The organism is Pseudomonas sp. SIMBA_067 (assembly GCF_046534675.1).
In the GTDB taxonomy this organism is placed as follows: domain Bacteria; phylum Pseudomonadota; class Gammaproteobacteria; order Pseudomonadales; family Pseudomonadaceae; genus Aquipseudomonas; species Aquipseudomonas putida.
The window spans coordinates 148,848-171,509 of the sequence record NZ_JAWRYH010000002.1 but is presented as its reverse complement, the minus strand read 5'-3'; the positions used below and the strand labels follow the sequence as shown (position 1 = coordinate 171,509).

Below are 22,662 nucleotides of genomic sequence, written 5' to 3'. Positions count from 1 at the left end.
GCTGCATGCCAGCCCCCTGATCTCACGACCACAAAAACAATTTAAGGACGTGACATGCAACAAGCTCAAGGTCTCAAGCGCGGGCTAAATGCCCGCCACATCCGTTTCATGGCCCTCGGTTCCGCCATCGGAACCGGGCTGTTCTACGGCTCCGCCTCAGCCATCCAGATGGCAGGCCCGGCCGTGCTGCTGGCTTACCTGATCGGCGGCGCCGCTGTGTTCATGGTCATGCGCGCCCTCGGCGAAATGGCCGTGCACAATCCGGTGGCCGGCTCCTTCGGCCACTACGCCAGTACCTACCTCGGCCCCATGGCCGGCTTCATCCTCGGCTGGACCTACGCCTTCGAGATGGTCATTGTCGCCATCGCCGACGTCACCGCCTTCGGTATCTACATGGGCTTCTGGTTCCCGGAAGTGGCCCGCTGGATCTGGGTGCTGGGCATCGTCTTCCTGATCGGCGGCCTCAACCTGTGCAACGTCAAGGTGTTCGGCGAGATGGAGTTCTGGCTGTCGCTGCTCAAGGTGGGCGCCATCGTCGCGATGATCCTGGCCGGCCTCGGCATCATGGCCTTCGGTTTCAGCCAGGTGGGTACCGGGCATGCCGTCGGTGTGAGCAACCTGTTCGACCATGGCGGCTTCATGCCCAATGGCGTGGGCGGGCTGATCGCCTCCTTTGCCGTGGTGATGTTCGCCTTCGGCGGCATCGAGATCATTGGCGTGACTGCCGGTGAAGCCAAGGACCCGCAGCGTGTCATCCCCAAGGCAATCAACGCCGTGCCCCTGCGCATCCTGCTGTTCTATGTGCTCACCCTGTTCGTACTGATGTGCCTGTACCCGTGGCCGCAGATCGGCAGCGAAGGTAGCCCGTTCGTGCAGATTTTCAGCAACCTGGGGATTGGCTCTGCCGCCGCAGTGCTGAACGTGGTGGTGATTTCCGCTGCGATCTCGGCCATCAACAGTGACATCTTCGGTGCTGGCCGCATGATGTATGGCCTGGCCCATCAAGGCCATGCGCCACGCAGTTTCGGCAAGCTGTCGAAACACGGTGTGCCATGGATGACCGTGGTGGTGATGGGCGCCGCGCTGCTGATTGGCGTGCTGCTCAACTACCTGATCCCTGAGAACGTGTTCCTGCTGATCGCTTCGATCGCCACCTTCGCCACCGTGTGGGTGTGGTTGATGATCCTGCTCACCCAAGTGGCCATGCGCCGCAGCATGAGCCGTGAAGAAGTGGCCCAGCTCAAGTTCCCGGTACCATTCTGGCCATACGGCCCGGCCATGGCCATTGCGTTCATGGTGTTCATCTTTGGCGTGCTCGGCTACTTCCCGGATACCCAGGCGGCATTGATCGTCGGCGTGATATGGGTGGTGTTCTTGGTGGCGTCCTACCTGCTGTGGTGCAAGCCACGCGCAGGGCAGGGCCAGCCAGTAGCAGAGCCTGTCGAGCTGCACCGCTAGCAAAGGAGATTGTGCATGAGAACCGTCTGGCAGCATTGCCATGTGGCCACCATGGCCGAGGGCCGTTACTCGGCCATCGAAGACGCGGCCATCGTCACCAGCGCCGGGCTGATCGAATGGATCGGCCCACGCGCCGAGCTGGCGCCGGTCGACGCTGACCGCACGGTGGACCTGGGCGGCGCCTGGGTCACCCCCGGGCTGATCGATTGCCACACCCACGCCGTGTTCGGTGGCAACCGCAGTGGCGAGTTCGAGCAGCGCCTGCAAGGCGTCAGCTACGCGGAAATCGCCGCCCAGGGCGGGGGTATCGCCAGTACCGTGCGGGCTACCCGTGCGGCCAGCGAGGACGAGTTGTTCGCCAGTGCCCGCCAGCGGGTGCAGGCGCTGATGCGCGATGGTGTGACCACCATAGAGATCAAGTCCGGTTACGGCCTGGACCTGGTCAACGAGCGCAAGATGCTGCGCGTGGCCCGGCGCCTGGCTGACGAGCTGCCGGTCGCGGTGCGCGCCACCTGCCTGGCCGCGCACGCCTTGCCGCCGGAGTACGCTGGCCGGGCCGACGACTACATCGCGCACATCTGTGACGAGATGCTGCCGGCCTTGGCCGCCGACGGCCTGGTGGATGCGGTCGATGCGTTCTGTGAACACCTGGCGTTCTCCCCGGCCCAGGTCGAGCGGCTGTTCATCAAGGCGCGTGAGCTGGGTCTGCCGGTCAAGCTGCACGCCGAACAGCTGTCGTCGCTGCATGGCTCGAGCCTGGCGGCCCGCTACCAGGCGCTGTCGGCCGACCACCTGGAGTTCATGACCGAGGAAGACGCCATTGCCATGGCCGCAGCCGGCACGGTCGCCGTGCTGCTGCCGGGCGCCTTCTATTTCTTGCGTGAAACCCAGCTGCCACCGATGGATGCATTGCGCCGCCACGGGGTGAAGATTGCCCTGGCCAGCGACCTCAACCCCGGCACCTCGCCAGGGTTGTCGCTGCGGCTGATGCTGAACATGGGCTGCACGTGTTTCCGCATGACGCCGGAAGAGGCCTTGGCCGGCGTCACCGTGCATGCTGCCACGGCGTTGGGCCTGGGCGACAGCCACGGCTCGCTGGAAGTGGGCAAGGTAGCCGACTTCGTCGCCTGGCAAATCGAACGCCCCGCCGACCTGGCCTACTGGCTGGGTGGCGACCTGCCCAAGCGCGTGGTGCGCAAGGGCCACGAAATCTCCAACTGAGCGAGGCACGATGGACAAGGTTCTGAGTTTTCACCAAGGCCGCCTGCCGCTGCTGATCAGCATGCCGCACGCCGGCCTGCGCCTGAGCGACGCCGTGCGTGATGGCCTGGTCCAGGAGGCGCGCAGCTTGCCGGACACCGACTGGCACATCCCGCAGTTGTACGACTTCGCCCGCGACCTGGGCGCCAGCGTGGTAGCCGCAGAGTACTCGCGTTTCGTCATCGACCTGAACCGCCCGGATGACGACAAGCCGCTGTACGCCGGCGCCACCACTGGCCTGTACCCGGCCACGTTGTTCGAAGGCGAGCCGCTGTTCAAGGAGGGGTTGGCGCCGTCTGGCGAAGAACGGCAACGCTACCTGGAGCAGATCTGGCGCCCGTATCACGGCACCCTTCGTCGCGAACTGGACCGGTTGCGCGAGCAGTTTGGCTATGCCCTTTTGTGGGATGCCCACTCGATCCGCTCGCACATCCCGCACCTGTTCGATGGCAAGTTGCCGGACTTCAACCTGGGTACCTTCAATGGCGCCAGCTGCGATCCGGTGCTGGCCGAGCGGTTGCAGGGCGTGTGCGCCGAAGCGACAGGTTACAGTCATGTGTTGAATGGTCGGTTCAAAGGCGGACACATCACCCGGCACTATGGTGACCCCGCGAAGCATATCCATGCGGTGCAGCTGGAGTTGGCGCAAAGCACGTACATGGAGGAAACCGAGCCGTTTACCTACCGGGAAGACCTGGCGCAACCGACGCAGGTGGTTCTGAAGCAGCTTTTGCAAGCGCTGCTGGCTTGGGGGGCAGAACGATACCAGCGTTGAGTGGAAGAGGCGGTGCTCAAAGCGCAATTCAGGTTTATGATGCCCAACGGCAGTCAATATCCTCACACGGAGTGCGCAATGCAGACCCTCTACCCGCAGATCAAACCCTACGCCCGGCACGATCTGGCCGTGGAAGCGCCGCATGTGCTGTATGTCGATGAAAGCGGCTCGCCGGAAGGTCTGCCCGTGGTATTCATCCACGGTGGCCCGGGTGCTGGCTGCGACGCCCAGAGCCGTTGCTACTTTGACCCCAACCTGTACCGCATCATCACCTTCGACCAGCGCGGCTGTGGCCGCTCCACGCCCCATGCGAGCCTGGAGAACAACACCACCTGGCACCTGGTCGAGGACCTGGAGCGCATCCGCGAGCACCTAGGCATCGACAAATGGGTGCTGTTCGGCGGCTCGTGGGGCTCTACCCTGGCCCTGGCCTACGCCCAGACCCACCCCGAGCGTGTGCATGGGCTGATCCTGCGGGGCATCTTCCTGTGCCGGCCGCAGGAGATCGAGTGGTTCTACCAGGAGGGCGCCAGCCGCCTGTTCCCCGACTACTGGCAGGACTACATCGCGCCGATTCCGCCGGAAGAACGCGGCGACCTGGTCAAGGCCTTTCACAAGCGCCTCACCGGTAACGATCAGATTGCCCAGATGCACGCCGCCAAGGCGTGGTCTACCTGGGAGGGCCGTACCGCCACCTTGCGCCCGAACCCGCTGGTGGTCGACCGCTTCTCCGAGCCGCAGCGGGCGCTGTCGATCGCCCGGATCGAATGCCACTACTTCATGAACAACGCCTTCCTCGAACCGGACCAGCTGATCCGCGACCTGCCGAAGATCGCCCACCTGCCAGCGGTGATCGTGCACGGTCGCTATGATGTGATCTGTCCGCTGGACAACGCCTGGGCCCTGCACCAGGCCTGGCCGAACAGCGAACTGAAGGTGATCCGCGACGCCGGCCACGCCGCGTCCGAGCCGGGCATCACCGATGCCCTGGTGCGGGCAGCCGACCAGATGGCCCGGCGCCTGCTCGACCTGCCCCTGGAAGAAGCATGAGGGGTTTGCTGCAGCGCGTGCGCGGTGCGCGGGTTGAAGTGGCGGGGCAAGTGGTTGGCGCCATCGACCAGGGTTTGCTGGTGCTGGTGGCCGTCGAGCCTGAAGATTCCCGCGAGCAGGCCGATAAACTGTTGCACAAGCTGCTGAACTACCGTGTATTCAGCGATGAGCAAGGCAAGATGAACCTGTCGCTCAAGAATGTCGGGGGTGGTTTGTTGCTGGTGTCGCAGTTCACCTTGGCGGCGGACACCCGCAACGGCATGCGCCCGAGCTTCTCGACGGCAGCGCCGCCGGCCCTCGGGGCTGAATTGTTCGACTATCTTTTGCAGCAAGCGAAGCGCCAGCATGCCGACGTGGCGAGCGGGCAGTTCGGGGCAGACATGCAGGTGCATCTGGTCAATGATGGCCCCGTAACATTTATGTTACAAATATGAGGTCAAAAAACCCTTTGTTTAGAGGAAAACAAGGGGTTTTGTACGATAAATAGTTGTTCCAGCCTGATGCGTTGTCACGCGACCTGCTGGATAATCGCGCGCTGCATGGACCTGCGTTCGCAGGTTCGTTTCACTCTGACTCGAGCATTGTCTGGATCCGTTTGGGGAATCATTACGCCCTCACGGGGTCCGAACAGTGCTCGCCAACCCGGCATTTGTCGCTGGCCGTTGGTTTCATGATCTGTTTTCGGCGAGGGTTGCTCGTGATTGTTAGTCCCCAAAAAGCATCAAGAATCCCCGGCATCCGGCTACGCAAGGCCCTGATGGCCAGTGTGGCATTGGTCGGCCTGATGAGCGCGGGCCAGCTGTGGGCATTCAATCTTGACGATGTTGCAGCCAAGGCAAAGGATCTGGCCGGCCAGAAGTACGATGCACCAAAAAGCAACCTGCCGGCCGTGTTCCGCGACATGAAGTTCGCGGACTACCAGAAAATCCATTTCCTGCAGGAAAAGGCCGAGTGGGCCAAGGACAAGACCCCGTTCAAGCTGTCGTTCTACCACCAGGGCATGCACTTCGACACCCCGGTGAAAATCAACGAGGTCACCGCTTCCAAGGTCGAGGAAATCAAGTACGACCCGAGCCGCTTCGAGTTCGGTGACGTGCCACACGACCCGGAAACCACCAAGAACCTGGGTTATGCCGGTTTCCGTGTGCTGTACCCGATCAACAAGGCTGACAAGCAAGACGAGATCATGACCTTGCTGGGCGCCAGCTACTTCCGCGTGGTCGGCAAGGGCCATGTGTATGGCCTGTCGGCCCGTGGCCTGGCCATTGACACCGCGCTGCCGTCGGGCGAGGAATTCCCGCGCTTCACCGAGTTCTGGGTCGAGAAGCCCAAGCCGGCCGACAAGCACCTGGTGATCTACGCCCTGCTGGATTCGCCGCGCTCCACCGGCGCCTACAAGCTGACCCTGCGCCCGGGCAACGACACCGTGGTCGACGTGCAGTCCCGCGTGTTCCTGCGCGACCAGGTCAGCCGCCTGGGCATTGCCCCGCTGACCAGCATGTTCCTCTTCGGCCCCAACCAGCCGTCCAAGGTCCTCAACTACCGTCCGGCCTTGCACGACTCCGAAGGCCTGTCGATCCACGCCGGCAATGGCGAGTGGCTGTGGCGCCCGCTGAACAACCCGAAACACCTTGCCGTGAGCAACTTCAGCGTCGAGAACCCGCGTGGTTTCGGCCTGATGCAGCGCCAGCGTGCCTTCAGCGACTATGAAGACCTCGACGACAACTACCAGAAGCGCCCAAGCGCCTGGATCGAGCCGAAGGGTGACTGGGGCAAGGGCACCGTCGACCTGGTCGAAATCCCGACTGCCGACGAGACCAACGACAACATCGTGGCCTTCTGGAGCCCGGAGAAACTGCCGGAGGCAGGCAAGCCGATCGAGTACGCCTACCGCCTGCACTGGACCATCGACGAGGCGAAGTTCCAGGCGCCTGAGCTGGGCTCGGTCAAGCAGACCCTGCGCTCCACCGGTGACGTCAAGCAGTCCAATCTGATCCGCCAGCCAGACGGCAGCGTGGCCTTCCTGGTCGACTTCGCCGGCCCGGCCCTGGCCGCATTGCCGGAAGACGCCGCGGTGCGCAGCCAGATCAGCGTTGACGACAACGCCGAGGTGGTCGAGAACAATCTGCGCTATAACCCTGAGACCAAGGGCTGGCGCCTGACCCTGCGCCTGAAGGTCAAGGAAGCCAACAAATCCACCGGAATGCGTGCCGCGCTGGTGCGTGATGTGCCGGTCGAGCCCGCCAAGCCTGCCCAGGACGCAAAGCAGGACAAGGCCGCAGCCAAGCATGCCAAGGCCGAGAAAGCCGTCAAGGCTGAGCAACCTGCCAAGGCCGAACAACCTGCCGCCGATGCGGCGCCCACCAACGGGACCCCGGCCACCACCGAGAAAGTGTTGACCGAGACCTGGAGCTATCAGTTGCCTGCCGATGAGTAACTCAAACGCAAGGCCAGTATCGCTTGGCGAGTACCTGGCTCACCTGCCACTGAGTGACGAGCAACGGGCGGAACTCGCCAGTTGCACGTCGTTCAATGAGCTGCACCAACGCCTGGCGGCCGACCCGGCCGCCAGCCCCTCCGAGGCCGTGCAGGCCTCGGTGGGCCCGCGCCTCACCGTGGGCAGCGCTGCCGAACTGGAAGACGCAGAAATGCTCGGCGTCGACGGCAGCGGCCGCCTGTGCCTGAAGATCGCCCCACCGATCAAACGCACCAAAGTTGTGCCTGAGCCTTGGCGCACCAACGTGCTGATCCGCATGTGGAGGCGCATGACCGGCCGCCCCAACGCGCCGCAGCCACCCAAGCGCGAGCTGCCGCCGGCACGCTGGCGCACGGTTGGCTCGATCCGCCGTTACATCCTGCTGACCCTGATGATCGGCCAGACCATCGTCGCCGGTTGGTACATGAAGGGCATCCTGCCGTACCAGGGCTGGTCGTTCGTCGACCTTGACGAAGTCCTCAGCCAGCCGCTGTGGGATACCGTGGTGCAGGTGTGGCCGTATGCCTTGCAAACCTCCATCCTGGTCCTCTTCGGCATCCTGTTCTGCTGGGTGTCGGCGGGCTTCTGGACCGCACTGATGGGCTTCCTCGAGCTCCTCACCGGTCGCGACAAATACAAGATTTCGGGCAGCAGCGCCGGCAACGAGCCAATTGCACCCGAGGCGCGAACCGCGCTGGTGATGCCGATCTGCAACGAAGACGTGCCGCGCGTCTTTGCCGGCCTACGCGCAACGTTCGAGTCGGTGGCCGCCAGCGGCAACCTCGACCGTTTCGACTTCTTCGTGCTCAGCGACACCAACGACACCGACATTGCCGTGGCCGAACAACAAGCCTGGCTGGACGTGTGCCGTGAAACCAAAGGCTTCGGGCGCATCTTCTACCGCCGCCGTCGGCGCCGGGTGAAGCGCAAGAGCGGCAACCTCGACGATTTCTGCCGTCGCTGGGGTGGCGAGTACAAGTACATGGTCGTGCTCGACGCCGACAGCGTCATGAGCGGCGAGTGCCTGAGCAGCCTGGTGCGCCTGATGGAGGCCAACCCGGACGCCGGCATCATCCAGACCGGGCCGAAAGCCTCGGGCATGGACACCCTCTATGCACGCATGCAGCAGTTTGCCACCCGCGTGTACGGCCCGCTGTTCACCGCTGGCCTGCACTTCTGGCAGCTGGGCGAGTCGCACTATTGGGGCCACAACGCGATCATCCGCATGAAGCCGTTCATCGAGCACTGCGCGCTGGCGCCGTTGCCGGGCAAGGGCGCGTTCGCCGGTGCAATCCTTTCCCACGACTTCGTCGAAGCCGCGCTGATGCGCCGTGCCGGCTGGGGCGTGTGGATCGCCTACGACTTGCCGGGCAGCTACGAAGAGCTGCCGCCCAACCTGCTCGACGAGCTCAAGCGCGACCGCCGCTGGTGCCACGGCAACCTGATGAACTTCCGCCTGTTCCTGGTCAAGGGCATGCACCCGGTACACCGTGCGGTGTTCCTTACCGGGGTGATGTCGTACCTGTCGGCGCCGCTGTGGTTCCTGTTCCTGGTGCTGTCGACCGCGTTGCTGGCGACCAACACCCTGATGGAGCCGCAGTACTTCATCGAACCGTACCAGCTCTACCCGCTATGGCCGCAGTGGCACCCGGAGAAGGCCGTGGCGCTGTTCTCCACCACTATCGTGCTGCTGTTCCTGCCCAAGCTGCTCAGCATCATCCTGATCTGGGCCAAGGGCGCCGTCGAGTTTGGCGGGCGGATCAAGGTCACCCTGTCGATGCTGATGGAGATGCTGTTCTCCATGCTGCTGGCACCGGTGCGCATGATCTTCCACACCCGCTTCGTGCTGGCCGCGTTCCTCGGCTGGGCAGCGACCTGGAACTCGCCGCAGCGTGATGACGACTCCACGCCGTGGGGCGAGGCTATGCGTCGCCATGGCCCGCAAACCTTGCTGGGCATTGCCTGGGCTGGGCTGGTGGCCTGGTTGAACCCGGCCTTCCTGTGGTGGCTGGCGCCAATCGTTGGCTCGCTGATGCTGTCGATCCCGGTTTCGGTGATCTCCAGCCGCACCCGCCTGGGCCTGGCCGCCAAGGACGAGAAGCTGTTCCTCATCCCTGAGGAATACGCCACTCCGCAAGAGCTGCTGGCTACCGACCAGTACACCCACGAAAACCGCTGGCATGCCCTGCATGACGGCTTCGTGCGGGCTGTGGTCGACCCGCGGCAGAACGCCCTGGCTTGCGCCATGGCCACTGCCCGTCATGGCCAGGCGGCGCCGATTGAAGCGCTGCGTGCCGAGCGCGTGGCCAAGGCCATCGAAGTCGGGCCTGAAGGGCTGGACCTCAACACCCGCCTGGCGCTGCTCAGCGACCCGGTAGCGCTGGCCCGCCTGCACGAGCAGGTGTGGGCAGAGCACAACGCGGCGTGGATCGATGTGTGGCGCGCTTCTATCAAGAACGACCCGCACTCGCCGCTGTTGCCGCTGCACCCTGAGAACGAAGGCCAACCGGCACTCGTCGGCGCCTGATCGGCCTGGGGCCGCTTTGCGGCCCATTCGCCGGCAAGCCAGCTCCCACAGGTATTGCCCAAGCCTCTGGCCTGTGTGAATCCTGTGGGAGCCGGCTTGCCGGCGATGAAGGCTCCCCAATCTTCCTGCCTAATCGGATTTTGGCCAACAAAGTCCCCCCCGGCGCTAGGTCCCCGAGCCGCCATGCGTTAGCATCCCATTCCGATACGACGCCTCGGCCGGTACGGCCGTGCCAACACAATAAGATTCGCTACTTTTCTTGCTAGGGGACTTGGTGATGATCAAGCAATACCTTTCGCGACTGCTGGTCGGTGTAACCGCCCTGGTCGCTGTAACTGCGGCCCAGGCAGGCGCCATCGATGACGCGGTCAAGCGCGGCACCCTCAAGGTGGGCATGGACCCGACCTACATGCCGTTCCAGATGACCAACAAGCGTGGCGAGATCATCGGCTTCGAAGTCGACATTCTCAAGGCCATGGCCAAGTCCATGGGCGTCAAGTTCGAAGCGGTCTCTACGGCTTATGACGGCATCATCCCGGCCCTGCTGACCGACAAGTTCGACATGATCGGCAGCGGCATGACCCTGACCCAGGAACGCAACCTGCGCCTGAACTTCAGCGAACCCTTCATCGTCGTTGGCCAGACCCTGCTGATCCGCAAGGAACTGGCGGGCGAGATCAAGTCGTACAAAGACCTGAACAACGAGAAGTACCGCCTGACCTCCAAGTTGGGCACCACCGGTGAAATGGTCTCCAAGAAGTTGATCGGCAAAGCCAAGTACCACGGCTACGACAACGAACAGGAAGCGGTGATGGACGTGGTCAACGGCAAGGCTGATGCCTTCGTCTACGACGCCCCGTACAACGTGGTAGCCGTGGAGAAAGCCGGTGCCGGCAAGCTGCTGTTCCTCGAAGAGCCCTTCACCTACGAGCCGCTGGCCTTCGGCCTGAAGAAAGGCGACTACGACAGCATCAACTTCATCAACAACTTCCTGCACCAGATCAAGCATGACGGGACCTACGATCGTATTCACGACAAGTGGTTCAAGAACAAGGACTGGCTGAAGGACATGGAATAAGGCCCAGGCCACAAGCCCGGCTTTGACCCCGACGCGCAGGCAAACCCTGCGCGTTCGCATTTACGGAAGTACCCCACGTGATCAAACACAAGAAAGCCCAGTGGCCCTGGCACGGGCTGACCGCCCTGGTGCTGGTTGGCCTGGCGATCAGCCTGTACATGGCCACCTCGATGATGTCCTACGAGTGGCGCTGGAACCGCGTACCGCAGTACTTTGCCTACAAGGCCGAAGACGTTCAGCGCGCTGCCGGTTATGGCACCGTGCAGGAGATCGTCATTGCCGGCGATAACGCCCGCGTCACGCTGAAGGACGAGCAAGGTGACGAGCAGGTCCTCGAAGTGGCCAAGGACAGCCTGCAACTGAGCCGCGGCGACGATGTGGCCGAAGGCGACCAGATTGGCGTAACCCGCCATTGGGCCGCCGGCCCGCTGGCCTGGGGCCTGTGGACCACATTGTGGCTGTCGGTGGTATCCGGCGCGCTGGGCCTGGTCATCGGCTTGTTCGCGGGCTTGTGCCGATTGTCCAGCAACCCGACCCTGCGTGACCTTTCAACCGTCTATGTCGAACTGGTGCGCGGCACGCCGCTGCTGGTGCAGATCTTCATTTTCTACTTCTTCATCGGCACCGTGCTCAACCTGTCCCGCGAGTTCGCCGGGGTGGCGGCGCTGGCACTGTTCACGGGCGCCTACGTGGCTGAAATCGTCCGTGCTGGCGTGCAGTCCATCACCAAGGGCCAGAACGAAGCCGCGCGCTCGCTGGGCCTGAACGCTGGCCAGTCGATGCGCCACGTGATCCTGCCGCAGGCTTTCAAGCGCGTGCTGCCGCCGTTGGCTGGCCAGTTCATCAGCCTGGTCAAGGACACCTCGCTGGTTTCGGTGATCGCCATCACCGAACTGACCAAGAGCGGCCGCGAGGCCATCACCACCTCGTTCTCGACCTTCGAGATCTGGTTCTGCGTGGCAGGTCTGTACCTGCTGATCAACCTGCCGCTGTCGCACCTGGCCAGCCGGCTCGAGCGGAGGCTTGCGCAAAGTGATTGAAGTCCGTGACCTGCTGAAAGTCTTCGACACCCGTGGCCAAGTGGTACGGGCTGTGGACAACGTCACCACCCAGGTCGCCAAAGGCGAAGTGGTGGTAGTGCTCGGCCCATCGGGTTCGGGCAAGTCCACCTTCCTGCGCTGCCTCAACGGCCTGGAGCATTTCGACCAAGGCCATGTGGCCATCGACGGCCTGCAACTGGCCGACCCGAAGACCGACATCAACGCCTACCGCCGCGAAGTCGGCATGGTGTTCCAGCACTTCAACCTGTTCCCGCACATGACCGTGCTGGAAAACCTGTGCCTGGCGCAGAAGGTGGTGCGCAAGCGCAACAAGGCCGAGCGTGAAGCCAAGGCCCGGGCGTTGCTGGAGAAGGTGGGTATTTCGCAGAAGGCCAACGAGTACCCGTCGCGCTTGTCGGGCGGCCAGCAACAGCGCGTGGCGATTGCCCGTGCCCTGGCGATGGACCCGAAAGTGATGCTGTTCGACGAGCCGACCTCGGCGCTTGACCCGGAAATGGTCGGCGAAGTGCTGGACGTGATGAAGACCCTGGCCCAGGAAGGCATGACCATGGTCTGCGTCACCCATGAAATGGGCTTTGCCCGCGAAGTGGCGGACCGGGTGCTGTTCTTCGACCATGGCAAGCTGCTGGAAGATGCCGCGCCTGGGGCGTTCTTCGATGCGCCGAAAGACCCGCGCGCGCAGGCTTTCCTGCGCCAGGTGCTGTAAAAAGCGGGGGCGCTTTGCGCCCCAATCGCCGGCAAGCCAGCTCCCACGGGTATGGCGCTGGCCTGCTTTTTGTGGGAACTGGCTTGCCGGCGATTGGGCTGCAAAGCAGCCCCGGTAATCTTAAATGCTGAACCGCCCAACCATCCCCCGCAATTGCTGCCCCAACTGCTCCAGCTCCCCGCTCGAGGCCGCCGTCTGTTCGCTGGCCGCACTGGTCTGATCCGACACATCCCGCACATTGATCACGCTTCGGTTGATCTGCTCGGCCACCACGCTTTGTTCTTCGCTGGCCGTGGCGATCTGCTGGTTCATGCCCTGAATGCTCGACACGGTGTCGGCGATCTGGCTCAGCGCATGCCCGGCCCTGCGGCTCAGCTCCACGCTCTGCTCGGTCAGGTTCTTGCTGCTGTCCAGCAAGCGGGTCACCTCGTCGGTACCGTTGTGCAGGCTGTCGATTAGCTGGCCAATCTCTTCGGTTGCAGTCGAGGTACGCTTGGCCAAACCGCGCACTTCATCAGCCACCACGGCAAAGCCGCGCCCGGCTTCTCCCGCCCGTGCCGCCTCGATAGCCGCGTTCAGGGCCAGCAAGTTGGTCTGTTCGGACACCGACTTGATCACATCGAGGATGCTGCCAATACGCTGGCTCTCGCCAGCCAGGTGCTGCATGGCCGCCAGGCAATGGTCCATCTGCCCGGCCAGTTGCTCGATACGGCCGATGGCTTCGGATACGACCTGGTCGCCCACCTGGGCCTGCTGGTCGGCGTTGGTTGCAGCCAGCGAGGCCTGCTCGGCGTTCTGTGCCACTTCCTGAACGGTGGCGCTCATCTGGTTCATGGCGGTGGCCACCTGGTCGGTTTCCTCGCGCTGCTGGTTGATCTTCAATTTGGTGTCCTCGCTGCTGGCTGCCAGCTGTGTGGCGGCCTGTGACAGCTGGCCGACGCCTTGGTCGATACCCCCGATAAGCTCGCGCAGGCTCAAGGTCATCTCACGCATGCGGCTTTGCAACTGGCCCATCTCGTCACGCCGTTGCACCGCGTCAACCTGGCTCAGGTCGCCTTTGGCTATGCGTGCAGCCACGGCCAGCGTCTGGCGCAATGGCTGGGTGATCTGCAAGGTGATCAGCCAGGCGGCCAACACCCCCATTGCGAGTGCCAGCAGCGCTACGCCGGTCAGCAGCGAGCGGGCGGCCAAGGCTTCGCTGTCGCGCTGTTCGATCTTGCGTTCACCCAGTTGCACGCTCACTGCGGCCAGTTCATCGCCCATTTGCTCCATCGCATTCTGCAGTTGCTCAACCCGCACGGCCGCGCGGCGGTACTGGTCCAGGCTGGCCCGGTATTTGGCCAACTCGGTACCGGGTTGCTCGGTGAGCGCGTGTGGCAAGCCCAGCGGCTCAAGGTTTTGTAGCAATTGCCCAAGGCTGGTATCGGCGGCGTCCAGCGCACGTTCGCCCACCCGCGTGAATTCCTCGACGGGGGAGAAGGTATAGGCCGGCATCAGGCTTTGCTGGTTAGCGCCATCGACATGCCGGGTGAGGTTATCCATCAGGCTCAGCACGGCACTGCGCTGGCCGTCGGCCGACATGTTCAGCAAGGCCTGGGTCTGTAGATTCTCGATGACCTCGTTTAGCTTATGTTCCTGTGCCTGCATGGTTTCGCGCAGGGCAGTTCGGTTGATGACGCTGCTTTGCAGCTCGCTGAAGGTGTCGCGCAGGCGCTGCAGCATCGCCAGCTTATCGCTCAGTAACTGGCGAGACTCATCAACGTTGCTGCGTTGCTGCAGCGTGGACAGCATGGCGTCCAGCTGGTCAAGGATGCGGGTAACTTGTGCTTTGCTGGCGTCGTCGCTAAGCACGCGATACGTGATGCGCTCTGCGCGCAGGTCTTTGGTGAGGTCGTTGATCAGGCCGATCTCGCTCAGCTGTTCCGAGCGGGTAATGGCGCCATCCAGTGCGCGCCAGCCGCTGAGGGTGGTGGCCAGGGTAAGCAGCAGGACCACCGCAAAGCCGAGGGCCAGCTTGGCAGCGACACTGATGTTGCCGAGCTTGCGGTTGAGGTATCCGAGCATGATGAGTCTCCGTCCATTCAAGAAAGGGGATGCAAGCGCATTGCTGGCATCTCACCTCTGCCAATCGGCAGCGGAGCTGTAGGACTTGACCTGAAAGCCAAGTAGGAAATTTCGCTGCGAACTGTAGGAGGGTTCTTCGCACTGGCCTCTTCGCGGGTAAACCCGCGAAGAGGCCAGTACAGGTGATTCATCCCTCAGATCAAAGCTTGAACCGCCCCACCAACCCCTGCAGGTGGGTCCCCAGCCGAGCCAGCTCCACACTGGAACTGGCCGTCTCTTCACTTGCTGCGGAGGTCTGGTCGGATATATCCCGCACATTCATCACGCTACGGTTGATCTCCTCGGCCACGGCTGTCTGTTCCTCGGCTGCCGTGGCAATCTGCTGGTTCATCGCCTGGATCGACGACACTGTGCGGGTAATGGTCTCCAGCGAGCTGCCGGCGCGGCGGGTCAGCTCGACGCTGCTGTCGGTCAGCTGGCGGCTGTTGTCCATCACGCTGGCCACCCGTTGGGTGCCGCTTTGCAGGCCGGCAATCAGTTCTTCGATCTCTTCCGTCGATTGCTGGGTGCGCTGGGCCAGGCTGCGTACTTCATCGGCCACCACGGCAAAGCCACGCCCGGCCTCGCCGGCACGGGCGGCTTCGATAGCCGCGTTCAGGGCCAGCAGGTTGGTCTGCTGAGCCACCGATTTGATCACGTCGAGCACGCTGCCGATCTTGTCGCTCTCGGCCTTGAGCTGGTTCATCGCTTCGCTGGAGTTGATCACTTCACCCGCCAGCCGCTCGATCTGCGCCACAGCCTCACCCACCACCCGGTCGCCTTCACGGGCTTGCTGGTCGGCCATCAGGGCGGCTTCCGAGGCCTGCTCGGCGTTACGGGCTACCTCGTGCACGGTGGCCGTCATCTGGTTCATGGCGGTCGCTACCTGGTCGGTTTCGACCTTCTGGTTGTTGACCCCGGCGCTGGTCTGCTCAGTTACCGCCGACAGCTCCTCTGCGGCACTGGCAATCTGAGTGACACCGTCACCGATGCCGCCGATCAGTTCGCGCAGGCCTTGGGTCATGCGCTGCATGCTCGCTTGCAGCTGGCCCAGTTCGTCACGGCGGTTTACCTGCAGGTTCTGGGTCAGGTCGCCGCTGGCTACCCGCTCGGCGGCGCGCAGGGTCTGGCGCAGGGGAATGATGATCTGCCGGGTAATTGCCCATGCCGCCAGCAGGCCGAGGGCCAGGGCCAGCCCGGTGGCTACGGCGAGCAGGGTCTTGGCCTGGGTCGCGCCGGCGTCACGCACGGCGGTTTGCGAAGTGGTCATCGCCTGGCTGGTTTGTAGCAGCAGCGTACCTTGCTCGGCCATGTGCTGCAGGGCCTGCTCGCTGGCGGTCTGGGCATTGCCGAACTGGCTGACCGCATCGCGGTAGCCGCCCATGGCGGTGGCGGCATCGTCGAGACCGGCGGCATGTTCTGCCGGCACTTTGGCCGGCAATGCGCGCAGCTCGGCGAGGGCCTGGTCGATGGCTTTCAGCGCCGTTTGCTGGAACTCGGCATTGCCGCTGTAGGTGTAGCCACGCACCTGGAAACGCGCTTGTTGCAGCAGGGCGCTGACGTCTACCGCGTGCTGGTACTGGTTGATATCGCCACCTTGCAGCAGGCCCCGCAGCACGCGGCCGATCAGCTCTGCAGCCTTGTCAGCGCTGTCGCCGAGCACGCTACGGCTGGCCTCGCGGCGCTGGCCGGCCTGCTTCAGCTCGTTGAATGCCTGCTGGTAAATGCGCACGGCCTCGCGCTGCTGCTCCAGGCGCTGGCGGTCGGTGGGGTTTTCGATCTGCCCGAGCATCAGCTGCACCTGGCGGTCGAGGTTGGCCAAGGCTTTTTCCAGCTCGGCCACCGACGCGTCATCACTGCGGCGCTGGTAATGCTGGCGGGCAATGCGCAGTTCCTGGGTGTACTGCTGGATGACCGAGATGTTACCCAGCTTGTCGCCACGGTCGATGATGCTGTCCATGCCGTGCCAGCCGGCCAGGGTAATAGCCAGGGTCAACAGCAGCACCAGGCCGAAACCCAGCCCCAGTTTGCGATTCACGCTCACATTGCCCAGCGATTGGGCTAACCATTGGTACATGTACGACTCCCCGGCGGCTTGGCAGCACAAATAATTGTTGTGTTGCCAAGGCCATCGGCTCCGGAGAGGGAAACTTGATGGGCGAAAAAACGGCGTTTACGTCAGAAAATACGCGAAAGCAGCGCAGTGACGGCGGTCTCTACCCGCAGGATGCGATCACCCAGCTGCACCGGTGCCAGGCCAGCCTTGCCCAGCAGGTCAATTTCGTAGGGGATCCAGCCGCCTTCGGGGCCGATGGCCAGGGTTACGGATTGCTCCACGGCGCGTGGACAGGCGGGGTAGGGGCCGGGGTGGCCGACCAGGCCCAGGGTGCCAGCGGCGATGGCGGGTAGGCGGTCTTCGACGAAAGGCTTGAAGCGTTTCTCGATGATCACCTCGGGCAGCACCGTGTCACGCGCCTGTTCCAGGCCGAGGATCAGGTTGTCGCGAATGCTCTCGGGCTGCAGGAAAGGCGTTTGCCAGAAGCTTTTCTCGACCTTGTAACTGTTCACCAGGATCAGCCGCGATACGCCGAGGGTGGCCACGGTCTGGAACAGACGTCGCAGCATTTTCGGCCGCGGCACCGCCAGCACCAGGGTCAACGGCAGCTTGGCTGGTGGTTGCTGGTCGAAGGCCACTTCAAGTTCGGCCTCGTGCTGTTCCAGGCGCAGCACCGTGGCCTTGCCCATCAGGCCGTTGATTCGGCCCACGCGCAGGTTGTCGCCCACTGCTACGCGGTGGATTTCCTGCATGTGGGTAAAGCGCCGATCAGCAAGAACGACGCGGTCGGCCGACACGAAATCGGCCTCTTCAAGGAGCAACAGATTCATGGTTGGGTCGCTGGTGGCTGGTCGTTGTGGTCGTTGGCTTCTTCGTCGTGGGCACTGCGCTTGCGGATCAGGCTACCGCACAGCACGCCGACCTCGAACAGCAGCCACATGGGCACGGCCAGCAGGGTCTGGGAGAAGATGTCCGGCGGGGTGAGGATCATGCCGACCACGAAGCAGCCGATGATCACGTAAGGGCGGATCTTCTTCAGGTACTTCACGTCGACCACGCCAATCCACACCAGCAGCACCACTGCCACCGGGATTTCGAAGGCGACGCCAAAGGCGAAGAACAGCGTCATCACGAAGTCGAGGTAGTTGGCGATGTCGGTCATCATTGCCACGCCTGCCGGGGTGGCGGCGGCAAAGAAACTGAACATCAGCGGGAACACCAGGAAATAGGCAAAGGCCATACCGGCGTAGAACAGCAGAATGCTCGACACCAGCAGCGGAATGGCGATGCGCCTTTCATGGCGGTACAGACCCGGTGCGATAAAACCCCAGATCTGCTGCAGGATGAACGGGATCGCCAGGAACAGCGAGACGATCATGGTCAGCTTGAACGGCGTCAGGAACGGCGAGGCCACGTCGGTGGCGATCATCGTCGCGTTGGCCGGCAAATGGTCGCGCAGCGGCGCCGAGACCAGGGTGTAGATCTGCTGGGCGAAGGAAAACAGCCCGGCAAAGATCAGGAAAATGACGGCAACACAGCGCAGCAGGCGGGTGCGCAGTTCGGTCAGGTGCGAGACCAGCGGCATCGGCTGGTCGTGTTCCGGATTCTCGCTCATGGGGCTCGCGGCGGTTGAGGCGGTTCAGGGGATGCGACCGGGGTTGCAGGTGCTTCGACCGGCCTGGCCTCAAGCCCGGCAGGTGGCTGCACGCTGGCCGTGGTTACCGGCGGCTGGGCAGGGGGTGTCATCGGGTTGAGGATGCGCTTGGCTTCCTCTTCCATCTGCAGGATGTGCTCGTTATGCAACTGGCGACGGATGTCGTCGGCGCCGATTTCGCGCTCCACTTCCATCTTGATGCTGTTGAAGCTGCGTTTGAGCCGGCCGATCCACAGGCCTGCGGTGCGCGCGGCACCGGGCAGGCGCTCGGGGCCGAGCACCAGCAGGGCGACCAGACCTACGAGCAGCAGCTCGCTGAAACTGATGCCGAACATGGGTCAGTCTTTCCGCTGCGGCTCTTGGACCGGTTGGGCCTGGCCTTCGATGGTGTGGCCTTGTTGCGGCTGGGCAGTGTTTTGCACTGGCGGCACAGGCTGGGCAGGCGGCGTTTGCTCTGCCGGCTTGGTCTCTTCTTCGTTCATGGCCTTGCGAAAGCCCTTGATCGACTCGCCCAGGTCACTGCCGAAGTTTTTCAGCTTCTTGGTGCCGAACACCAAAACCACGACAACCAGCAGGACGATCCAGTGTTTCCAGTCAAAAATACCCATGGTGCTCTCCTAGAATTCGTTGTGCTCAAGCCGAAGGCTGTCGAGCGGCCTTTTCATCGTGCCCGGACAGCCCGAAACGGCGATCCAGCTCATCCAGCACGGCTTGTGGATGCTGGCCCAGCGCGCTGAGCATCACCAGGCTATGAAACCACAGGTCGGCGGTTTCGTAGATGACATCACTGTAATCCTTGCTGACGGCAGCATCCTTGGCGGCAATGATCGTTTCGACCGACTCTTCGCCGAGCTTCTCGAGGATCTTGTTCAGGCCCTTGTGGTACAGGCTGGCCACATAGGAGCTGTCAGGCGCCGCTTGCTTGCGTTCTTCAAGCACTTCGGCCAGGCGGTTGAGGGTGTCGCTCATGTCAGTGTCCTGCGCTGTAGATGGCATCCGGGTCCTTCAGGACCGGGTCGACGATTTTCCACTGGCCGTCTTCAAAGACGCGGTAGAAGCAGCTTTCACGGCCGGTATGACAGGCGATATGGCCCAGTTGCTCGACCATCAGGATGATCACGTCGGCGTCGCAGTCCAGACGCAGCTCATGCAGCTTCTGCACGTGCCCGGATTCTTCGCCTTTACGCCACAGCTTGCCCCGCGAACGCGACCAGTAAATGGCGCGCTGTTCGGTGGCGGTCAGCGCCAGCGATTCGCGGTTCATCCAGGCCATCATCAGCACGCGTCCGGTCTTGTGGTCCTGGGCGATTGCCGGTACCAGGCCGTCGCTGTTCCACTTGATCTCGTCCAGCCAGTCTTTCATCGTCGACTCCAAAGCGGGCCCGCTCCTGTATCGGGCCCTTTGCGCTAGTGTGCCAGCCACAGGCGCGGCTGGCTATTGGCGCACGATCAGGTAAAGGCCTGCGGCCAGCATCAGCCAGGCCGGCCAGGCAGCAGGGGCGGCCAGGCTGGCGGCCTCGGCGGCGCCTGCGGCCAGCACCGCGCCACCACCGAGCAGGCCGGCGCCCAGCAGGCGCAGGGCCCAGCGGTCACCCTGGCGGCGGCGTTCCGGCAGTTGCGGATCGTTCAGGTGCGGTTGCGACAGGCGTTCGAGCAGGTCGCGGGCCATGTTGGTCAGGTGCGGCAACTGCTCGACCTGCCCATGAATGTTGCCGAGCACGGCCTTGGGGCTGTAGCGGTCGCGCATCCAGCGTTCGAGGTAGGGTTTGGCGGTGCTCCACAGGTCCAGGTCGGGGTACAGCTGGCGGCCCAGGCCCTCGATGTTGAGCAGGGTCTTCTGCAGCAGCACCAGCTGCGGCTGCACTTCCATGTTGAAGCGCCGCGCGGTCTGGAACAGGCGCATCAGCACCTGGCCGAAGGAAATATCCTTTAGCGGTTTTTCGAAGATTGGCTCGCACACGGTGCGGATCGCCGCTTCGAATTCGTTGACCTTGGTATGCGCCGGCACCCAGCCCGAGTCGATGTGCAACTCGGCGACGCGGCGATAGTCACGCTTGAAGAAGGCAAACAGGTTACGCGCCAGGTAGTCCTGGTCCTCGGCGGTGAGGCTGCCGACGATGCCGCAGTCGATAGCGATGTACTGCGGGCTCCACGGCTTGACCGTGCTGACAAAGATGTTGCCCGGGTGCATGTCGGCATGGAAGAAGCTGTCGCGGAATACCTGGGTGAAGAATACCTCCACGCCTCGCTCGGCCAGCAGCTTCATGTCGGTACGCTGGTCGGCCAGGGTGGCCATGTCGGTCACCGGTACGCCATAGATGCGCTCCATCACCAGCACTTTAGGGCGGCACAGGTCCCAGTAGACCTGGGGCACGTACATCAGCTCGGAGCCTTCGAAGTTGCGCCGCAGCTGGCTGGCGTTGGCAGCCTCGCGCAGCAGGTCGAGCTCGTCGTAGATGGTTTTTTCGTAGTCACCGACGATTTCCACCGGGTGCAGGCGGCGGGCATCGGCCGAGGCGCGTTCGGCGGCCTTGGCAATCAGGAACAACCAGGCCAGGTCCTGGGCGATCACCGGCTTCAGGCCCGGGCGTACCACCTTGACCACCACCTCTTCGCCGGTCTTCAGGCGTGCGGCGTGCACCTGGGCCACCGACGCCGAGGCCAGCGGTTCGACGTCGAAACGGCTGAACACCTCGCCAACCTTCGCGCCCAGCTGCGCTTCAATCAGTGCCACGGCCTGTTTCGGGTCGAACGGCGGCACACGGTCCTGCAACAGCATCAGCTCGTTGGCGATGTCGGTGGGCAGCAGGTCGCGGCGGGTGGACAGCAACTGGCCGAACTTGATGAAGATCGGCCCCAGGTCCTGCAGCGCCAGGCGCAGGCGCGCGCCACGGCTGAGTTCGGTGGGCTTGCGTGGCAGCCAGCGCCACGGCATCAACAGGCGCAGGCTGGCCAGCCACCAGGGCAGCAAGGGTTGGTCGAACAGCAGGTCATCGAGGCGGTAGCGAATCACCACACGCTGGATGCGAAAAAGACGGCGGACGGCGAGCAGCTTCATGCGTTTTCGCTGGTATCAAGGGATCGGGAGAGGCGCTTGATGCGCGCCTCGAGGCGTTCTGTATCGAGCTTCAGGGCATCGAGTTCACTGAAGGCGGCTTCGGCTTCGCGCTTGCCTACCAAGGTGCGGGACTCTTCGGCCAGGTACTCGGAAAGGTTCTGGCTGAAGCGCGCCAGGCCCTGGCGGGTCCAGCGTGCACGCAGGCGAATGTGGCCTGCCAGCATGGCCGTGGCGACCGGGCCGAGCCAGCGTTGCAGTTCGTGCTCCCAGTCCAGCTCCAGGTCCTGCAGCACGCCGAACAGGTCGAGCAGCACGGCGCTGTCGCCATGCAGTTCTACCTGCGGGCTGTGCAACACGGCGGTCTTGTCCCTGGCCAGGGCAAGTTGCACCAGGCTGCCGGCCGGTGCGCGCAGGCTGCAGTCGACCTCGCCTTCCCAGTGGGCGGCGAGCATCAGGCCGTCTTCATCGGGCAGGATGAAGACCTGCAGGGCCGGTTGGCGGCAGTCGATCTCGATGACCTTGCCTTCCAGCGCGGCCAGCCGCGGCATGGCCGTGCTGTCCATGCGCAGGACGCGGTTCAGGCCATGTTCGACGCTGGCGAGCAGCCCGGCCAGCAGCATCAGGGTTTGATCCCCCGGTGCACGGCAACGATGCCGCTGGTCATGTTGTGGTAGGTGACGCGGTCGAAACCGGCCTCGACCATCATGCTCTTCAGGGTTTCCTGGTCCGGGTGCATGCGGATCGATTCGGCGAGGTAACGGTAGCTTTCCGAGTCGTTGGTGATCAGCTTGCCGGCCAGCGGCATGAAAGCGAACGAATAGGCGTCGTAGGCCTTGGACATCAGCTTGCTGGTCGGTTTGGAGAATTCCAGGATCAGCAGACGGCCACCGGGCTTGAGCACGCGCAGCATCGAACGGATGGCTTCGTCCTTGTGGGTGACGTTGCGCAGGCCGAAAGCGATGGTCACGCAGTCGAAGTGGTTGTCCGGGAACGGCAGTTTTTCGGCGTCGGCCTGGACGAACTCGATGTTGCCGGCCACACCACGGTCCAGCAGGCGGTCACGGCCAACCTTGAGCATCGAATCGTTGATGTCCGCCAGCACCACCTGGCCCGTCGGGCCGACCAGGCGCGAGAACTTGGCGGCCAGGTCACCGGTACCGCCGGCGATGTCCAGCACCCGGTTGCCGCTGCGCACGCCCGACAGCTCGATGGTAAAGCGCTTCCACAGGCGGTGCATGCCGCCGGAAAGCACATCGTTCATCAGGTCGTACTTGGCTGCCACCGAGTGGAACACTTCGGCGACTTTTTTCGCCTTCTGGCTTTCAGGTACGTCCTGGTAGCCAAAGTGGGTGGTGGGTTCGGCGTGGTCGCCTTTGCGCTGGTCGTTCATATCGCTTCAC

Annotated in this window: 21 protein-coding genes and 1 pseudogene; 10 read left to right on the top strand and 12 right to left on the bottom strand. The window is 63.4% G+C overall.

Features of this window, described 5'->3' with window-relative positions; all coding sequences use genetic code 11:
* Positions 1-54: 54 nt before the first annotated feature.
* The 10 genes from SB765_RS06075 to SB765_RS06030 all read left to right on the top strand — a co-directional run bounded on the left by SB765_RS06075 (position 55) and on the right by SB765_RS06030 (position 12,391).
* Entirely contained in the window at positions 55-1,458 is a 1,404-nt protein-coding gene (locus tag SB765_RS06075) for an amino acid permease (protein ID WP_016502004.1), read from the top strand.
* A gap of 15 nt (positions 1,459-1,473) precedes the next feature.
* Positions 1,474-2,679: an imidazolonepropionase gene (gene hutI, locus SB765_RS06070; RefSeq protein WP_341796980.1), complete on the top strand. Its 1,206-nt coding sequence runs from the start codon at positions 1,474-1,476 to the stop codon at positions 2,677-2,679.
* Positions 2,680-2,689: 10 nt separating this feature from the next.
* Positions 2,690-3,493 carry an N-formylglutamate deformylase gene (gene hutG, locus SB765_RS06065; RefSeq protein WP_341796979.1) on the top strand — a complete coding sequence of 268 codons (804 nt, stop codon included), beginning with the start codon at positions 2,690-2,692 and terminating at the stop codon, positions 3,491-3,493.
* A 78-nt stretch (positions 3,494-3,571) separates the two neighbouring features.
* On the top strand, positions 3,572-4,543 hold the full coding sequence (pip, locus tag SB765_RS06060; RefSeq protein ID WP_016489576.1) for a prolyl aminopeptidase: 972 nt from the start codon (positions 3,572-3,574) through the stop codon (positions 4,541-4,543).
* Positions 4,540-4,977, top strand: a complete 438-nt coding sequence (gene dtd, locus SB765_RS06055; protein ID WP_410931080.1) for a D-aminoacyl-tRNA deacylase — start codon at positions 4,540-4,542, stop codon at positions 4,975-4,977. Before pip ends, dtd begins: the two co-directional genes overlap by 4 nt.
* 263 nt (positions 4,978-5,240) lie before the next feature.
* Positions 5,241-6,980 (top strand): glucan biosynthesis protein G, encoded by a 1,740-nt coding sequence (locus tag SB765_RS06050; RefSeq protein WP_341796978.1) that lies wholly within the window; start codon positions 5,241-5,243, stop codon positions 6,978-6,980.
* On the top strand, positions 6,973-9,546 hold the full coding sequence (mdoH, locus tag SB765_RS06045) for a glucans biosynthesis glucosyltransferase MdoH (protein WP_410931079.1): 2,574 nt from the start codon (positions 6,973-6,975) through the stop codon (positions 9,544-9,546). Before SB765_RS06050 ends, mdoH begins: the two co-directional genes overlap by 8 nt.
* 280 nt (positions 9,547-9,826) lie before the next feature.
* A complete protein-coding gene (locus SB765_RS06040; RefSeq protein ID WP_024717349.1) occupies positions 9,827-10,624 on the top strand; it encodes a transporter substrate-binding domain-containing protein in 798 nt (265 codons plus the stop codon).
* Between the two features lie 77 nt (positions 10,625-10,701).
* The gene (locus SB765_RS06035) at positions 10,702-11,664 is read left to right on the top strand and encodes an amino acid ABC transporter permease (RefSeq protein WP_016501998.1); all 963 of its coding nucleotides are present in this window, start codon (positions 10,702-10,704) and stop codon (positions 11,662-11,664) included.
* Complete coding sequence (locus SB765_RS06030; RefSeq protein WP_041168148.1) at positions 11,657-12,391, top strand: amino acid ABC transporter ATP-binding protein; 735 nt, start codon at positions 11,657-11,659, stop codon at positions 12,389-12,391. Before SB765_RS06035 ends, SB765_RS06030 begins: the two co-directional genes overlap by 8 nt.
* 120 nt (positions 12,392-12,511) lie before the next feature.
* Here the strand turns inward: SB765_RS06030 and SB765_RS06025 are convergent, their stop codons facing one another.
* From SB765_RS06025 to ubiE, 12 genes and pseudogenes are all read right to left on the bottom strand, one after another.
* Positions 12,512-14,455 (bottom strand): methyl-accepting chemotaxis protein, encoded by a 1,944-nt coding sequence (locus SB765_RS06025; protein WP_410931078.1) that lies wholly within the window; start codon positions 14,453-14,455, stop codon positions 12,512-12,514.
* A gap of 199 nt (positions 14,456-14,654) precedes the next feature.
* Entirely contained in the window at positions 14,655-15,368 is a 714-nt protein-coding gene (locus tag SB765_RS06020) for a methyl-accepting chemotaxis protein (RefSeq protein WP_371321170.1), read from the bottom strand.
* Between the two features lie 141 nt (positions 15,369-15,509).
* A pseudogene (locus SB765_RS06015) lies at positions 15,510-16,454 on the bottom strand (methyl-accepting chemotaxis protein); the annotation flags it as partial.
* A gap of 218 nt (positions 16,455-16,672) precedes the next feature.
* Positions 16,673-17,380 carry a 16S rRNA (uracil(1498)-N(3))-methyltransferase gene (locus SB765_RS06010; protein WP_341796974.1) on the bottom strand — a complete coding sequence of 236 codons (708 nt, stop codon included), beginning with the start codon at positions 17,378-17,380 and terminating at the stop codon, positions 16,673-16,675.
* Positions 17,377-18,165 (bottom strand): twin-arginine translocase subunit TatC, encoded by a 789-nt coding sequence (gene tatC, locus SB765_RS06005; RefSeq protein WP_043198305.1) that lies wholly within the window; start codon positions 18,163-18,165, stop codon positions 17,377-17,379. The genes SB765_RS06010 and tatC overlap by 4 nt, the downstream gene beginning before the upstream one ends.
* Positions 18,162-18,539, bottom strand: coding sequence for a Sec-independent protein translocase protein TatB (gene tatB, locus SB765_RS06000; RefSeq protein WP_258654238.1), 378 nt, complete (start codon positions 18,537-18,539; stop codon positions 18,162-18,164). The genes tatC and tatB overlap by 4 nt, the downstream gene beginning before the upstream one ends.
* A gap of 3 nt (positions 18,540-18,542) precedes the next feature.
* Entirely contained in the window at positions 18,543-18,812 is a 270-nt protein-coding gene (locus SB765_RS05995) for a twin-arginine translocase TatA/TatE family subunit (protein WP_341796973.1), read from the bottom strand.
* A 25-nt stretch (positions 18,813-18,837) separates the two neighbouring features.
* Positions 18,838-19,173, bottom strand: a complete 336-nt coding sequence (locus SB765_RS05990) for a phosphoribosyl-ATP diphosphatase (RefSeq protein WP_016489563.1) — start codon at positions 19,171-19,173, stop codon at positions 18,838-18,840.
* A gap of 1 nt (position 19,174) precedes the next feature.
* A complete protein-coding gene (gene hisI, locus SB765_RS05985; protein ID WP_019472588.1) occupies positions 19,175-19,567 on the bottom strand; it encodes a phosphoribosyl-AMP cyclohydrolase in 393 nt (130 codons plus the stop codon).
* Positions 19,568-19,639: 72 nt separating this feature from the next.
* Positions 19,640-21,262, bottom strand: coding sequence for a ubiquinone biosynthesis regulatory protein kinase UbiB (gene ubiB / locus SB765_RS05980; RefSeq protein ID WP_341796972.1), 1,623 nt, complete (start codon positions 21,260-21,262; stop codon positions 19,640-19,642).
* Entirely contained in the window at positions 21,259-21,882 is a 624-nt protein-coding gene (locus SB765_RS05975) for an SCP2 domain-containing protein (RefSeq protein ID WP_410931077.1), read from the bottom strand. Before SB765_RS05975 ends, ubiB begins: the two co-directional genes overlap by 4 nt.
* Positions 21,882-22,652 (bottom strand): bifunctional demethylmenaquinone methyltransferase/2-methoxy-6-polyprenyl-1,4-benzoquinol methylase UbiE, encoded by a 771-nt coding sequence (gene ubiE / locus SB765_RS05970; RefSeq protein WP_043198296.1) that lies wholly within the window; start codon positions 22,650-22,652, stop codon positions 21,882-21,884. Before ubiE ends, SB765_RS05975 begins: the two co-directional genes overlap by 1 nt.
* Positions 22,653-22,662 lie beyond the last annotated feature (10 nt).